This window comes from Rhodomicrobium sp. Az07, assembly GCF_018619475.1.
Taxonomy (GTDB): domain Bacteria; phylum Pseudomonadota; class Alphaproteobacteria; order Rhizobiales; family Rhodomicrobiaceae; genus Rhodomicrobium.
In genome coordinates, this window is sequence record NZ_JAHFZG010000001.1 from 272,093 (window position 1) to 285,539 (window position 13,447).

Below are 13,447 nucleotides of genomic sequence, written 5' to 3' on the forward strand. Positions count from 1 at the left end.
GCGCGGGCAGACGCCTTTCCTGAAGCGCGTTGATAGCCCTACTTCGCGATGTGGGCCTTCACGCGCCGCGTGCCCCAGAAGACGAGCGCCGCCACGACCGGGATGCTCGCGGCCATGACGATCTCGGGATTGAGCGGGATCAATTCCGCCGTCTTCAGACCCTTCGCGCCATAGCCCACAAGACCCACGATATAATAGGTGATGGCCGCGACCGACAGCCCCTCGACCGTTTCCTGCAAGCGAAGCTGAAGCTGCGCGCGGCGGTCCATCGAGGCGAGCACGGCCTGATTCTGCTGTTCGAGCGTCACGTCCACCTTGGTGGAGAGAAGTTGCGTCGCCTGCGCCACGCGCGTCGAAAGCGATTCCTGGCGCTGGGTCACGGCCGCGCAGGTGCTCATCGCCGGTTCGAGGCGGCGCTCGGTGAACTCCTGAAACATCTGAAGGCCCTCGATGCGGCCCTCGCGCAGTTCGGCAATACGATGCTTCACGATGTCGTAATAAGCGGCAGCCGCAGCGAAACGGTAGGCGCTGGTGGAACGGCGGTTTTCGATCTCGGCCTGAAGCGTCGTCAGGCGTTCAAGAAGTTCGGGCTCGTTGATATCGCCCGGTTTGACAAGCGCGGCCGTGATCCGGGCAAGCTCGGCCTCGCAGGTCGACAGGAAGGGCGAGATATCGCGCGCGAGCGGAAAAGCCAGCAGCGCCATCATGCGGTAGCTGTCGATTTCGATAAGGCGCTGCGCGAGACGGCCCGCCTGGCGCGGCGTCAGTGAAACGTCCTGCATCAGGAAGCGGGTGAAGCCGTCTTCGTGAATGCGGAAATCGGTGAACACGCGGCCTGCGCGGCTCGCCACGGTCGCGCCGACGAGCACGTTTCCGCTGAAATAGCGCGCGGAGATTTCATCGGGGTCGGGAAGCGAGTCCGCGCCGCGCACAAGCTCCACATTCGCGGCGACGATCAGGGAGCCGGGCAACCCCGCCACCCAGTCTTCGGGAAGCGCCTTGATCGCCGGATGACCGAAAAGCTCGCCGTTCGGGCCATCGGTGAAGACCATGAACCGCGAGAATTCCGAATGCCGCTCGTAGGTGAAGCGGAACGTGCCGAAATTTGCGCTGTAGTGGGGCGCCTTGTCGTCGGGGACCGGCCTGCCGAAGCGCTCGGCAAGCTCCTGAACCTTGCGGCCGATGTCGCCGCGGGTGGTTCCATCGGTCTTGAAGGCGAGGTAGGAGATCCGGCACGGCGCAGTAAGCGCCTCGGGCGTGCGGGCGTGCACCTCGTCGTTGAGGACAATGCGCAGGGGATGATTCGTGGGCAGCGTCATAAGCGGTAACTGTGGTATTCGCGCGCGTGCGTCAAGTGGGTGTTTGCTGCATTGCACCATCACCGAAGCGTTTATGCATCGCCTGGGGCGATGAGGTCGCGATCCCAACCGGCATCCGGCGTCGAAAAGCAAAAAACCCCGCCGAATGCGACGGGGTTTTTCTATGAGCTGCCCTGCGATGGGGCGTGGGCGTCAGACCTGCGAGCGGCTTTCACGGGATTTTCCCCCGTGGCTCGCCTGACCGCCCTTGCGGCCCGCTTGGGCGGCGAGGTCGCGGTTGCGCGAGAAGCTGCGGTTTTCGTCCGACACATTTTGCCCACCCTTGCGACCGGCTTCGGCGGCAAGCGAGCGATTCTGGCTGAAGCTTCTCTTCTCGTTAGGGACGCTTTGCCCGCCTTTCGAGGCGATGGCGCGTTGCTTTTCGGCGTCCATGGAAGCGAAGCCTCGATTTGAGGTGGAACCATTCTTGGGAGTTTGGGAGGCCATTCAAGCTCCTATCTTACTGTTTTGCATGAATCTCAGACTGAGACTTTACGCTGCTAACAGCCCGCTCCCGTCGTGGTTCCGCTGATCCCACGAAGAATCTGCCTAAGCCCGACAGATTTTCTTCACGTTTTTGTCAAGACAAGCTTCAGGTAACGCAATTTGAAGGACGCCGGACAGGAAATGTCCGGGCGCCCTTCAAGGTCAAGGCTCCGTTTCACCTGAGTTGTGAGAGGAAGCTAAAGCGCTGCCGACATCGGAGTTGCGGCAGCCTCTTCGCCGTACATCGACAGCATTGGCTCGTCGGCGAGGACGACTTCGTCGTAATAGCCGCAGCCGTTGAAGTGGCTCGCCATCACGCGGCCGTACGCTCCGATGTTGCCGATTTCGATGAAGTCGCCCTCATCGATGTTTTCCGGCAGGATGAACGGCCCCTCCAGATAGTCGGCGCTGTCGCATGTCGGGCCGTAGAAGTCGAACTTCTGCTGGCGGCCGCGCATTTCCGCGCCGTTGGCGTCAAATGCGCGGGTCGGAAACACCCACTTGCAATGCGCCGCGTCGTAGAGAGTGCCGAACGCGCCGTCATTGATGAAGAGCGTGTCGCCCCGCCGGCCATCCACGCGCACGATCACCGACTCGGACTCGGCGACGAGCGCGCGGCCCGGCTCGCACCAGAGCTCGCAATTGTAGGTGACGAGCATCTGGTCGAACGCTTCGCGGATCGCGTCCATGTACGCGTCGAGAGCGGGCGGCTCGCGACCCGGATAGACGGACGGAAAACCGCCGCCGACATCCACGATATCGACGAGCGTCGCCGCCCGTGCGATCTGCTTCGACACGCTGCGGAGCACCTGGCCGTAGCCTTCCGGGCACATCATCTGCGACCCGGCGTGGAACGAAACGCCAAGCGAATCCGCGCTTTGGCGTGTGCGCCGGATGAGATCCGGTGCTTCGCTCCACTGCGCGCCGAATTTGCCCTCGAGCGAAATCTCGCTGTAGGTCGAGGGACAGGCGACGCGAACGACGAGCGTCAGATCCTTCGCGTTGCCGGTGACGGCAAGGATCTTTTCGAGTTCGGCTTCAGAATCGAGCGAGAAGGTTTTCACGCCGAAGTCGAAATACGCTTCGGAAATGAACTTCCGTGACTTGACCGGATGCATGATGTGCATGACCGCGCCCGGAAGGTTCGCGATTGTGCGAAGCTCCGTTGCGGATGCAACGTCGAAATGTCGGATTCCCGCGCTGAAAAGCGTCTTAAGGGCTTTGGGCGAATCATTCGCCTTGACCGCATAAAGCGTTTCTCCCGGAAAATTGTCCAAGAACCAGCGCGCAGCACGAGCTGCCGCATGCGGACGGAATCCGAGTACGGGGCGATCTACATGAAGCTTGCGGAGAACCTCCGCCGGCGTCGGGTAAATGTCCATCGCATAGGACCTCCCATTTAAGAGTTAATCCGATGCTGCTGACGAACGCTTCACCGCGCTATGCGGAGTTTGCCAGACAGGTATTTCTGCACGTTCGGCACACGGGAGGCGTCTCGCCTCAAAGCGCAGCCTTTATGAGCAGAAGTCACCTCCCCGGCGCCCTGATGTGGCGCAATCGTTTTCGCAATCGAGATGCTTTAAGTGGCCATATCGCCCCCCAGGTCAAGACCTTTTTTTGCCCTGCAATAAGAAACCGGGGTTGCGATGTGTCCGGGACGCGGATCATCGGGAAAAGCTATTGATAATGATGGGTGTTTTCGGCCGTTAGCCGGCGCGGCGAACAAGGGGGAAAGCGAGCGGATTTCACGCGGGCCGCCAGGGCGAAGCCGTCGCCCGCGAGGCTCCGAAAGGGAGCTTCCCGCAGTCGCGAACGCATGGACAGGCGGGGCAATTCCGGCGCGTATACTTTTGCTTGAGGGCATGCGTTCATAACAGACGGACGATGCGTCGGAGTACTAGGAAACGGTTCATCACAATCGAGGGTTTCACTGCGGAAGGTTGCGCGCCATGGTACAACCCGAAACCGGTTTCGCTTGTCGATTCCAATAATTAGCTGAAGGAACGGCGGGCAAATGCGGCCTGCTGCACTCTCGGCGTAAGGTCGCAATTGGAATTTTCGCAAGTGGTCCCAGATTTGTCTCGATAATTTCTCTTTGGATATGCGGGCAGGATGAGTTCCGATTCTGAAAAGCCCCTGCACGGGGCAAAAATACTCGTGGCCGAGGACGATGCGATCCTTGCATTCGATATCAGCATCCTGCTTCAGAAAGCCGGAGCGTTGATTCTCGGACCGGCGGTCACCCTCAAGCATACGATGACCATCGCAGCGGATACGCCGATGTCCGCCGCCCTGCTGGACGTCAGCCTGCGCGGCGAGGAGGTCTTTCCCGCTGCGCGCGTGCTGACCGAACGCGGCGTGGGCGTGGTTTTCTACACAGGTTATGCCGAGGTGGACAAGCTCAAGCGCGAATGGCCACACGCTGAAGTGTTGACGAAGCCCGCGCCTCCGCGCCGCCTTGTCGATGCGGTGGCGCGCGCGTGGGGCGAGAGCGCCGTCGTCTGAGCGGATCTGTTCCGCAGCACCGAGAACGAGGCGTGAATCCAATCTGCTTTCGGTCAATAAAGCGATAGGCGCGCCGCTTTTGCGGGGCTCCACGGCGGCGCAAGTTTCAAGCATGGCAGACGCGGTAAATTGCTGGCGCGTATAATAAATTGCCGAGTGGAGGAACTCGCCGTGCCGATGCCATCCAATGTGAAAGCCTCTCAGGCCATGCCCTTTCCGGCGCGCGCTGTCGGGCTGGCGTGCCTTCTTCCCTTCGCCATGGGCGCACTCGCCGTGTGTCTCGCGCCCGAGATCAGGGCCGAGGCCGCTTCGGCGCTGATCGTCTATGGCGCCATCGTGCTGTCTTTTCTGGGAGGCGTCCGCTGGGGGTTCGCGGTGCTCGAAGGGGGGCAGGCGAGCTGGAGCGCTTACGGACTGGCCGCGATTCCGTCCCTGATGGCCTGGATCGGCGCGCTGTGGGGCGGGCCGGATGGCCTCGCTATTCTCGCGCTTGCGCTGGCGATGTGGTTTTTTGTGGAGAAGGCCGCCCCACCCGCATTGCCGCTTCCGGCCTGGTACGGACGGGTGCGCGGGGTTCTGACTGCCATAGCAACGCTTTCGCTCGGGCTGGCAGCTTTCTCATGGTAAAGAAACAGTAATATGCTCACCCTTGGCTGAACCGCGGAACTATCCTATCTTGCGCTGTGTTGGGCGGTTCTGCATTCAGAGAGGGTTAACATGTCCAAAATTCTAAAGGCATCCTGCATTGCGGCTGCGCTCGGTGCCACGATGACGATGTCATCGTATTCGGCGAGCGCGGCTCCGCTTCTATCCGGATTTGAAGGCGTTACTGTTTCGTCCAGCGTCATGGAGGTTCAGTACCGCCCCGGCGGCAAGAAGCCCGGTAACAGGTCCGGATTCAACCGCGGTCCGAAGCGCGGACCTGGCTTCAACCGCGGGCCACGCGGCGGTGGTTGGGGGAATCGCCGTCGAGGACCAAGCGGCGCTGCGATAGGGCTTGGCATCGCCGGTGCCATCATTGGCGGCGCGATCATTGCGAACGAAGCAGCCAACGCTGCGCCCCCGCCGCGCGCCTATGATGACGGTTACGGTCGTTGCGCTGCCACGTTCCGGTCGTTCAACCCGAACACGGGCACCTATGTCGGCTTCGACGGCATCGAGAGGCCGTGCCCTTATCTCTAGCGCTCTGGCGCATACGTTTGGACGCTGCGGTCAGCCTTTCGGGGCTGATCGCGGGAGAGCGGGCTCGCTCGAGTCCGGCGGCACCAGCCGCCGGGCACTTCCGTTCCATCGCCATGGCGCGGGCGACGCGATGCGAACGCCGCCGATAGCGCGGTCCATGCGGCGATGCTGCAAGGCGTCGGCATGGCCCGAAAGCACCGACACGCCAAGATGAGTCAGCGAAAGCCGCGAGGACAGATAGGCGTCTCGCGCGTTCTCCGGCAGCCCCGGTGAAAAGGCGCGGCCGTTAAACCCGGCGATGAATGGTGCCGAGGTATCGCCCAGCGCGTCCAGCACGCAATAAAAGCTCCAGTCCCCCATGAACATCGCCACCTCGCTCTCGCGATAGGCCTCGTAAACGTCTGCGGGATGCCGCACGCCATCGTGAATGAGCGTGAGGATCGTCGCTTCCGTGCGTGAAAGGCCGGTACGATGATCGGGCAGCTCTTCGAGCAGCCGCAGCATCGCAAGCCGCAGGAACGGCAGAACATGCGTGCTGAACCGGAGAAGGTTCGCCCAGGGCTCCGGCGAAGGGGAACAGAATGCGCTCCACGCCAGCCGGGCGAGCGCGAAATGCGCGTCGTTTGCGCGCTCCTGAAGATGGAGATGCTGCTTCAGGCCGCGCGGCGTCTCGGTTCCGATGTAGCGTCCCGACTGGATGAGGGACACGCCCTCGCGCCGCCCTTCGCCCGCCAGGAAATCGAGCACCTGAACGAGCTGCAACTGATCGTAAAGATCGTGTTCGAACCACAGCACGACTTCGCGATAATCCGCGTGCCCGCGGAGCACGTCGTCGCGAGCGCGAAACGCCGCGCGAAGCTCCTCTTCCGATGTCCAGCCGCGTTGCGCGAGAAAACGGGCGCGCACGTCGGAAAGCTCGTCGAGCGGAAGCGCGGGAACCGGCCCTTCATACAGAATATCGCGCCACGGCAGGATTTCCGCGTCGATGCGCGCCTCTCGCATGCGCGCGACCGCCTCGTCGCCGTTCGTGATGATCAGCCGGTCTCCCATACCGGCAGTTTTAGCCGCGCCCACGGTATGGCGCAACGCCCTGATCGGGCACCCACAGGCCGTGCGGCAGGTCGCCAACAGCAAAGAACACGTCGATGGGCATGCCGCCTCTGGGATACCAGTAGCCGCCGATCCTGAGCCAGTGCGGGTTCAGTGTTTCGTCGAGCCGCTTGCCGATGGCGACGGTGCAATCCTCGTGGAACGCGCCGTGATTGCGGAAGGCTCCGAGATAAAGCTTCAGCGATTTCGACTCGACGAGCACGTCGCGCGGGACGTAATCGATCACGAGATGCGCAAAATCCGGCTGACCGGTGACAGGACAAAGCGAGGTGAATTCCGGCGCCGTGAAGCGCACGACATAGAGCGAACCGGCGTGCGGGTTCGGCACGGTTTCGAGCGCGGCCCCGTCCGGCGATGCGGGCAGGTCGGCGCGCTGTCCGAGTTGCGTCAGGTGAACCGTGGGATCGTTCATGGGGGCACTCCGTCTTTTTGGTCGGCGGTCCAGGCGCCTCGTAAACGCGCGATAGGCCAGACAGGTGCCACATTGAAACCGGGCGCGCAAACGGCGTTCACGGCGGACCGCATCTCCGTCGCCTGTAGAGCTTGTGGCCGCCGTGCCATAGTCGCTTCACAAAACGGCCATGCCGCTGCGCTTCAGTCTCCCCCGATCGAGAGTCTGCGCCTGCGAGCGCCAGCGTCTGCCGATCGCGTTCGCCTTCGAGTACAGAGTTCATGCGCCGCATTCTCATTCCGTTCCTCGTCCTCGCGTTTCTCATGCCCGCGAGCGCCGCTCCGCCGCCCGCAAACGCGAATTGGCCGGAGGCCGGTCAGCGCTGGATGAAGAAATATCGCGCGAAGCCCGAGCCGTTGGCGGTTCCCGCCGTGATCCGCCTTCTGAGCCAGTCCGGCGCGCTGAAGGAGCCGGATGCGTCCGGGCTTTACGTCGGTTTCCTCGCCGGGGTGCTCAACGCGAACCCGAAAAAGGCGCAGGCCATCATCGAGAAAACGCTGCCGCTGCCCTTCGAGGACCAGTGGCTCGTGATCCGCGCCGTTGCGTATTCCCAGATCCCCGACTGGCGCAATCACATGAGCGTGCTCGCGGCTCGCTTGCCGGACCGTCGCGTCATGGCCGAACGCTATCTGTCGGGCGATTTGCCGACGCTGAACCAGATCGCGCTCGAACCTTACAAGCCCGGTACGGCGGAGAAGGTGCAAAGCTTCTTCAACGGCGACATGTTCTTCAAGGACAAGGAAAAGGAAGACAAGAAGCGCTCGATCACCTTCGCATCCAACGCCGAATTGATCGATACGCTGTGGGGCATCTATTTCGCCACGGGTCGCGAAGGACCGATTGCGCAGATCGTCACGCTGCTGCCGTGGTCGAAGGAACGCGACAGCGTGGACAAGCTCACCATCGGCAGCATGGCGCGCTTCACGCTGGCGTCGAACGCGGCGCGCGACGCGGACCTTCTGCGCGTGCTGAAGAACTTGCAGGAGCGGCAACCGAAAAAGGTGAGGCCCATCCTCGCGGAAGTGATCGAAGCGGCCGAACTCGCGGACACGGCGCGGCTCGGCAAGGACGCGCTGGCAGCGCTCGACGAATTGAAGCGCAAGGGCCCCGGCTCGACGCGCGATCTTCTCACATGGGGCTCGGTCGGGCAGGCAGCGGTGTCGGCGGGGTGCCTCGGCCTCGCGGTGGCGAGCGTCGGAACAGCGGGCATTCCCTGCGTCGTCGGCGGGGCGCTTTCAACCGGCGCGCTGCGTTATATCGGCAGCTCGGGCGGCGCGGAATAGATCTCAATCGCCATCATGCCGCGTGCCCTCCTGATCGAGGATCGCCACGCTGCGCATGTAGGACTGATACGCCTTTTCCTGCGTGTCGCCGATGGCCAGCACGCCAAGCTTGCCGAACTCCGACAGCGCGCCGATGAGATGGAACACGACGCCCTCCTGCTTCGCGGCATCGAAATGCAGCCCCTGCGTCGCGGCGATGTCGATGAGGTCCGTCGGCGTCAGCCCGCAGTAATGGTCCGCGTGAAGATTGTCCGACGCGTAATAAAAGCAAGGCTTGCCCGCCGCGCTGTAGAACAGGCCGGTTTCGTGCTCGTAGCGGCCCGCCGTGAGATACTGCAACATGAGGAACGGGTGCGTGGTGCCGCCCTTCCGCAGGTTGATCTCGATGGCATAATGGCGCCACGGCGCGGCCTCGTCGTCCTTCACAGACATGAAATCGATGGCGAAACGGCCAAGCGCGCCTTTCGACGCAAGCACCTCGCCCGCGCGACGTCCCAAGTCCTGAATGTCGAGACGATAGCTTTCGTCGGCGGGGAATTTGCAGCCGAGAAACACCTGCTCATTCGCGCCGCCGAGCACCTGATCGTGCGTCGAGATAGTCTCAAGCATGCCCACGGGATCGACGCGGAATTGCGATGAAGGCGAGCGCTTGATCTTGCCCTCAAGGAACTCCTCTACGATACCGCCCATCAGCTCGAATTTTTCCATAAAAGCATCGAAAGCCATTTCCGCCGATTGAAAGCCGAGGTGCGGAAGCTGCTGACGCACCCACTCGCGAAGGCCCGTTTCGGGGGCGTCCTTGAAGCAGAACACCGCGTTGCCTTCGCCGGAAAAGCCGTCGTTCAGTTTCACCACCGCGCGGCGCAGCTCCGGGTTCTGCTCCTTCAGCGTGACGAGCGCATTCACGATGTCGTCCGCGTTCTTCAGGTCTTCGAACCCGGCGGGCATGGCGATGCCCGCTTCCCTGAAAATCTTGCGCGAACCGCTCTTCGAGCCCCAGCAGGAAACCTCGGGGTCGGAGCCGTAAATCGGCAGGTCGAGCTTCAGCGCGAGCTTCTTTTCAAGCGGGGTCACGGTGAAGAAGGTCACATGTGCCGCGTGCGGATCGGGGATCGCGGCCTTGATCCGCTCAATCAGGCGTGGGCGCGCGAGGATTTTCGCCGACAGCGGCGCGTCGGAGCTGTCGTAGCACGAGAGAAGCACGAGCCGCTTTCGCGCATGCTGGGCCGGGATGCCCGGCAGAAGATGCAGGTAATAATCGATGATGGGCGTTGCGATGGGCTCGCTTGTGACGTAGATCACGCGGGTGCGGGGAAAGCGCAGCAGCAGAAGCAGGCATAGAAGCCGCTCTTCGTAATGATGAACGCCAGCGATGCGCGCCATCACTTCCCGGTCGAAGGTGATACTCGGCACAATAACCACGGTGCGCGGCGTATTCGGATCGGCGAAAATCTTCGCGTAGGTCTCGCGGAAATGATCCTGCAAGACTTTCGATCTCGCCAGCTCGACCGGCTCGAAATTCACTGGACCAGCCCCGTTCAAGCGCGTTTTCCCGTGCTTCTTCCGCTCTTTACCGAGCGTTCCAATATTATATTGAAAAGGTACCGGCATTCCTGCCAGGCGACAAGCGAAGCGGATGCGGCACATTCCTAGCTCGTTAAGGAAAAATCGATGACTTCAGTTCCCGAGACCGGCTCTCTCCCCCGCGATGCGCGCGCGATGCTCCAGGATCTGGGCGTTGCGAGCGAGACCTTGTCGGACGGCGCATTCGAAGCGAAGACGCCGATCACGGGCGAGGCGATCGGGCGCGTGCGGCTCGCCGGTGCTGCCGAAACGAATGCGGCGGTCGAGGCGGCGCATGAGGCGTTCCTCGCGTGGCGCAGCGTTCCGGCGCCCGTGCGCGGCGAACTCGTGCGGCTGTTCGGCGAGGAACTGCGCGCCAACAAGGCGGCGCTCGGCCGCCTCGTCACCATCGAGACGGGGAAGATCGCGTCCGAGGGGCTCGGCGAAGTGCAGGAGATGATCGACATCTGCGACTTCGCGGTGGGCCTGTCGCGGCAGCTTTACGGCCTCACCATCGCGAGCGAACGCGCCGATCACCGCATGATGGAGACGTGGCATCCGCTGGGCGTCGTCGGCGTCATCTCGGCTTTCAACTTTCCCGTGGCGGTGTGGGCGTGGAACGCGGCGCTCGCGCTCGTCTGCGGCAATGCCTGCGTTTGGAAGCCGTCCGAGAAGACGCCGCTGACCGCGCTCGCCACGCAGGCGCTGTTCGAGCGGGCGGCGGCGCGATACCGGCAGGCGGGCCACCTCGCGCCGGACGGGCTTTCGGCGGTCGTGATCGGCGCGCGCGAGGCCGGCGAAGCGCTGGTCGATAACCGCCTCGTGCCGCTCGTCTCCGCCACCGGCTCCACCGCGATGGGCCGCGCGGTCGGGCCGCGGCTTGCCTCGCGTTTCGCCCGCGCCATCCTCGAACTCGGCGGCAACAACGCGGCCATCGTCTGCCCGACCGCCGACATCGACCTCAGCCTTCGCGCGGTCGCCTTCGCCGCGATGGGCACGGCGGGGCAACGCTGCACATCGCTCAGGCGGCTGTTCGTGCATAATTCGGTCTATCACAAGCTCGTCCCGCGCCTGAAGCAGGCTTACACGAGCGTGAAAGTTGGCAACCCGCTCGAAGAGGGCACCCTCGTCGGTCCGCTGATCGACGAGGCGGCCTATGCCGCGATGTACAAGGCGTTCGAGGAGGCGAAGGCGTCGGGCGGCAGCCTGTTCACCGGCGGTGAGCGCATCCGCGCGGGCGTGCCGGAAGGCGGCGTCTATGTGCAGCCGACGCTGATCGAGATGCCCGAGCAGGTGGGGCCGGTGCTGAAGGAGACCTTCGCGCCGATCCTCTATGTGATCCGCTATAACGAGCTTGAGGAAGCCATTCGCCTCAACAACGAGGTGCCACAGGGGCTTTCGTCGTCCATCTTCACCAACGATCTGCGCGAGGCGGAACTGTTTCTCTCGGCGCGCGGCTCGGACTGCGGTATCGCGAACGTCAATATCGGGCCGTCCGGCGCGGAGATCGGCGGCGCGTTCGGCGGCGAGAAGGAAACGGGCGGCGGCCGCGAGGCTGGCTCCGACTCGTGGAAGGCGTATATGCGCCGCGCGACCAACACCATCAACTATGGCTCGACGCTGCCGCTCGCGCAGGGCGTGAAGTTCGATGTGGGTCGCAAGTAACGAAATTCAGGTGTCTTGCGGGTGTCCAACCCAACTCGGCCTCTATCCTGCGTCGGTAAGGGGTATCGATCTGACGCGGTGCAAACCGAACATACTGTTCTGCGTTGTCCCGCTTGGCGCCTTCCAGTTTTCGCAGGTGGCCGAGAACCTCTTCAACGGTCGGCGTCTTGTCCTCACCTCCAAATTTCGGAGAAAGCGCAGTCCAAATCACTGCATCCACGCCACGCGCAGCCGCCCATTGAGGCAAATTGAATATGGATGAAGTATCACTTGTCCAAAGTCCAACGTCTTTATCGACATTCTCCTTCTTAATTCCCTCTCGCTCCCGCAAAGCTCCCTTTGCAACGTTAATTTCCGGTGTATCCATTACTGACCAAAGCACACGAACAGGCGTACCTTGTTTGTGGATCACCAAGGTGATCCTATCATCTTGTGATTGGCGAACGAATTCAACCGGGACGAATGGTCCGTCTTGGAACCACTGGCGCCGGATGGGCAATCCGCGCGGACCCCATATCAACGACCCCCAGCCCAGACAGGCGATAATCATCCCTATTCTCGCCAATCGATGTAGACGTTGCCGCGCGCGTCCGCACCGATAACCACGTCATCGAACCTGGTGAGGCGCAGCTTGCGGACCTCCCCCATGGCGGTGCGTTCGGTCGTCACTTCCTCGATGAAGGAGTAGTCCTTCAGGTTGCGCCAATCGACCTGCTCCTCAACCGGGCCGCGCGGCGTCGAGATCGTCAGCGCGCCCGCTTCATCTTCGCTAGCGACAATGGAAACGCTGGTCTCGTTGCGCGAGATGGTGATGTTCGCGCCCTGCGTCTCCGGGGCAGGGCTGACATTGATGGTCGAGGGCCAGACGCTGCGATGAAACGGAATGATTTCTGCGGCGCGCATCGATTCGATCCTCCAGATTGATGGAGGACACTCTTTTCCGCGAAGCCTGTGCGGGGCTTTTCCATTATCGCAATGCGATTAAAATTGAATCATTGCGTTCGGGAGCGTTGCTCCTTTGCCCGCGCGATCAGCCTGACGCCGGACTCCGGATCGACCAGCTTAATGTGGCTGCGCCGTTTGATTTTGCCTTTCACTGTGACGCTTTCGGATGTTGCTTATCGAGGCGCGCTAGAGCAAGATAGGCGCGGGCATTTGTGGGGCATTTGGGATGATTATTTGTTCGTGGTATACGCTAGACTATTCCGGCTGGGCCGAACGATTCAGGAAAAGCCTTGAGGCACAAGGCGCGGCTTACGATTTCATTCAGGTCGACGCCAGCAACAGACGTGGGTGGGAATCCATCACGCTGATGAAGGCTTCTATCGCCGGTCAGTTCATGGACCGCCACGAAGGGCGCACTGTCGTCTTGAACGACGTCGATGCGCTGGCTGTGTCATCGCTAGATCACCTTGGCGACATCGATTGTGATATTGCGCTCAAGATGACGGCAAAGAGGCTGCGCGGGCGCTTTATGCTCGTGCCGCGATCCGGGACCGTCGTCATAAACCCAACGAAAGCTTCCCGCGCCCTTGTCGAGAATTGGGTGTCAGCGGCGAAAGACGCGCGCTACGGCGACACCGATGAAAGCGCCCTCACGAAAGCCATGGCCGAAACAAGCGGGCTGCGCGTGACTGTCCTCGCGTCGCCGGTATCGGATTGCATTCGCCACGATTGCGCAAGTCTGGTCGCAACGAAGGCGTCGCACCTGAAAAGGGCGGCTGCATTTGCTTTGGACCCGATCCGAGCTTTCGCCGGTATTGCGCGCGGTTCCTCCCCGGCCTGAAGGCTGCCAGTCAATCGTCGCGATTTGCAGGTGCTGCGCCTGCGCTAACTGCGCGCTC

The 13,447-nt window shown here is 62.3% G+C and carries 13 protein-coding genes; 6 read left to right on the plus strand and 7 right to left on the minus strand.

Annotated features, from left to right (window positions below; translation table 11 throughout):
• Nucleotides 1-38 precede the first annotated feature (38 nt).
• The 3 genes from KKP04_RS01205 to KKP04_RS01215 all read right to left on the minus strand — a co-directional run bounded on the left by KKP04_RS01205 (nt 39) and on the right by KKP04_RS01215 (nt 3,121).
• Nucleotides 39-1,319, minus strand: a complete 1,281-nt coding sequence (locus tag KKP04_RS01205; protein ID WP_251133811.1) for a DUF3422 family protein — start codon at nt 1,317-1,319, stop codon at nt 39-41.
• Between the two features lie 192 nt (nt 1,320-1,511).
• The gene (locus KKP04_RS01210) at nt 1,512-1,805 is read right to left on the minus strand and encodes a KGG domain-containing protein (RefSeq protein WP_215025372.1); all 294 of its coding nucleotides are present in this window, start codon (nt 1,803-1,805) and stop codon (nt 1,512-1,514) included.
• A gap of 236 nt (nt 1,806-2,041) precedes the next feature.
• The gene (locus tag KKP04_RS01215) at nt 2,042-3,121 is read right to left on the minus strand and encodes a type III PLP-dependent enzyme (RefSeq protein ID WP_251133812.1); all 1,080 of its coding nucleotides are present in this window, start codon (nt 3,119-3,121) and stop codon (nt 2,042-2,044) included.
• Between the two features lie 835 nt (nt 3,122-3,956).
• Between KKP04_RS01215 and KKP04_RS01220 the strand changes: the two genes are divergently transcribed.
• The 3 genes from KKP04_RS01220 (at nt 3,957) to KKP04_RS01230 (ending at nt 5,531) form a co-directional block, all read left to right on the plus strand.
• Nucleotides 3,957-4,349, plus strand: a complete 393-nt coding sequence (locus tag KKP04_RS01220) for a response regulator (RefSeq protein ID WP_215025380.1) — start codon at nt 3,957-3,959, stop codon at nt 4,347-4,349.
• Between the two features lie 177 nt (nt 4,350-4,526).
• Nucleotides 4,527-4,976, plus strand: coding sequence for a DUF3429 domain-containing protein (locus tag KKP04_RS01225; protein WP_251133829.1), 450 nt, complete (start codon nt 4,527-4,529; stop codon nt 4,974-4,976).
• A 90-nt stretch (nt 4,977-5,066) separates the two neighbouring features.
• A complete protein-coding gene (locus KKP04_RS01230) occupies nt 5,067-5,531 on the plus strand; it encodes a BA14K family protein (protein ID WP_251133813.1) in 465 nt (154 codons plus the stop codon).
• A 30-nt stretch (nt 5,532-5,561) separates the two neighbouring features.
• Here KKP04_RS01230 and KKP04_RS01235 read toward each other — a convergent pair whose 3' ends face one another.
• Nucleotides 5,562-6,617 (minus strand): DUF1835 domain-containing protein, encoded by a 1,056-nt coding sequence (locus KKP04_RS01235; protein WP_215025386.1) that lies wholly within the window; start codon nt 6,615-6,617, stop codon nt 5,562-5,564.
• Nucleotides 6,592-7,053 carry a preQ(1) synthase gene (queF, locus tag KKP04_RS01240; RefSeq protein ID WP_215025389.1) on the minus strand — a complete coding sequence of 154 codons (462 nt, stop codon included), beginning with the start codon at nt 7,051-7,053 and terminating at the stop codon, nt 6,592-6,594. Before queF ends, KKP04_RS01235 begins: the two co-directional genes overlap by 26 nt.
• Nucleotides 7,054-7,313: 260 nt before the next feature.
• Here queF and KKP04_RS01245 point away from each other — a divergent pair, with 260 nt between their 5' ends.
• The gene (locus KKP04_RS01245) at nt 7,314-8,375 is read left to right on the plus strand and encodes a hypothetical protein (protein WP_215025392.1); all 1,062 of its coding nucleotides are present in this window, start codon (nt 7,314-7,316) and stop codon (nt 8,373-8,375) included.
• 3 nt (nt 8,376-8,378) lie between these two features.
• Here KKP04_RS01245 and KKP04_RS01250 read toward each other — a convergent pair whose 3' ends face one another.
• Nucleotides 8,379-9,917, minus strand: coding sequence for a peptide ligase PGM1-related protein (locus KKP04_RS01250; protein WP_251133814.1), 1,539 nt, complete (start codon nt 9,915-9,917; stop codon nt 8,379-8,381).
• A 129-nt stretch (nt 9,918-10,046) separates the two neighbouring features.
• On the opposite strand from KKP04_RS01250, the gene KKP04_RS01255 reads away from it, so the two are divergent.
• Nucleotides 10,047-11,603: an aldehyde dehydrogenase family protein gene (locus tag KKP04_RS01255; protein ID WP_215025408.1), complete on the plus strand. Its 1,557-nt coding sequence runs from the start codon at nt 10,047-10,049 to the stop codon at nt 11,601-11,603.
• A gap of 552 nt (nt 11,604-12,155) precedes the next feature.
• Here KKP04_RS01255 and KKP04_RS01260 read toward each other — a convergent pair.
• Nucleotides 12,156-12,506, minus strand: a complete 351-nt coding sequence (locus KKP04_RS01260) for a hypothetical protein (RefSeq protein ID WP_215025412.1) — start codon at nt 12,504-12,506, stop codon at nt 12,156-12,158.
• A gap of 409 nt (nt 12,507-12,915) precedes the next feature.
• Here KKP04_RS01260 and KKP04_RS01265 point away from each other — a divergent pair, with 409 nt between their 5' ends.
• Complete coding sequence (locus KKP04_RS01265; protein WP_215025415.1) at nt 12,916-13,389, plus strand: hypothetical protein; 474 nt, start codon at nt 12,916-12,918, stop codon at nt 13,387-13,389.
• Nucleotides 13,390-13,447 lie beyond the last annotated feature (58 nt).

Excerpts from the sequence above, each read along its gene's own strand:
- KKP04_RS01205 (WP_251133811.1), bottom strand. The coding sequence starts at position 1,319 with ATGACGCTGCCCACGAATCATCCCCTGCGCATTGTCCTCAACGACGAG.
- KKP04_RS01210 (WP_215025372.1), bottom strand. The coding sequence starts at position 1,805 with ATGGCCTCCCAAACTCCCAAGAATGGTTCCACCTCAAATCGAGGCTTC.
- KKP04_RS01220 (WP_215025380.1), top strand. The coding sequence starts at position 3,957 with ATGAGTTCCGATTCTGAAAAGCCCCTGCACGGGGCAAAAATACTCGTG.
- KKP04_RS01225 (WP_251133829.1), top strand. The coding sequence starts at position 4,527 with ATGCCATCCAATGTGAAAGCCTCTCAGGCCATGCCCTTTCCGGCGCGC.
- KKP04_RS01230 (WP_251133813.1), top strand. The coding sequence starts at position 5,067 with ATGTCCAAAATTCTAAAGGCATCCTGCATTGCGGCTGCGCTCGGTGCC.
- queF (WP_215025389.1), bottom strand. The coding sequence starts at position 7,053 with ATGAACGATCCCACGGTTCACCTGACGCAACTCGGACAGCGCGCCGAC.
- KKP04_RS01245 (WP_215025392.1), top strand. The coding sequence starts at position 7,314 with ATGCGCCGCATTCTCATTCCGTTCCTCGTCCTCGCGTTTCTCATGCCC.
- KKP04_RS01255 (WP_215025408.1), top strand. The coding sequence starts at position 10,047 with ATGACTTCAGTTCCCGAGACCGGCTCTCTCCCCCGCGATGCGCGCGCG.
- KKP04_RS01260 (WP_215025412.1), bottom strand. The coding sequence starts at position 12,506 with ATGCGCGCCGCAGAAATCATTCCGTTTCATCGCAGCGTCTGGCCCTCG.
- KKP04_RS01265 (WP_215025415.1), top strand. The coding sequence starts at position 12,916 with ATGAAGGCTTCTATCGCCGGTCAGTTCATGGACCGCCACGAAGGGCGC.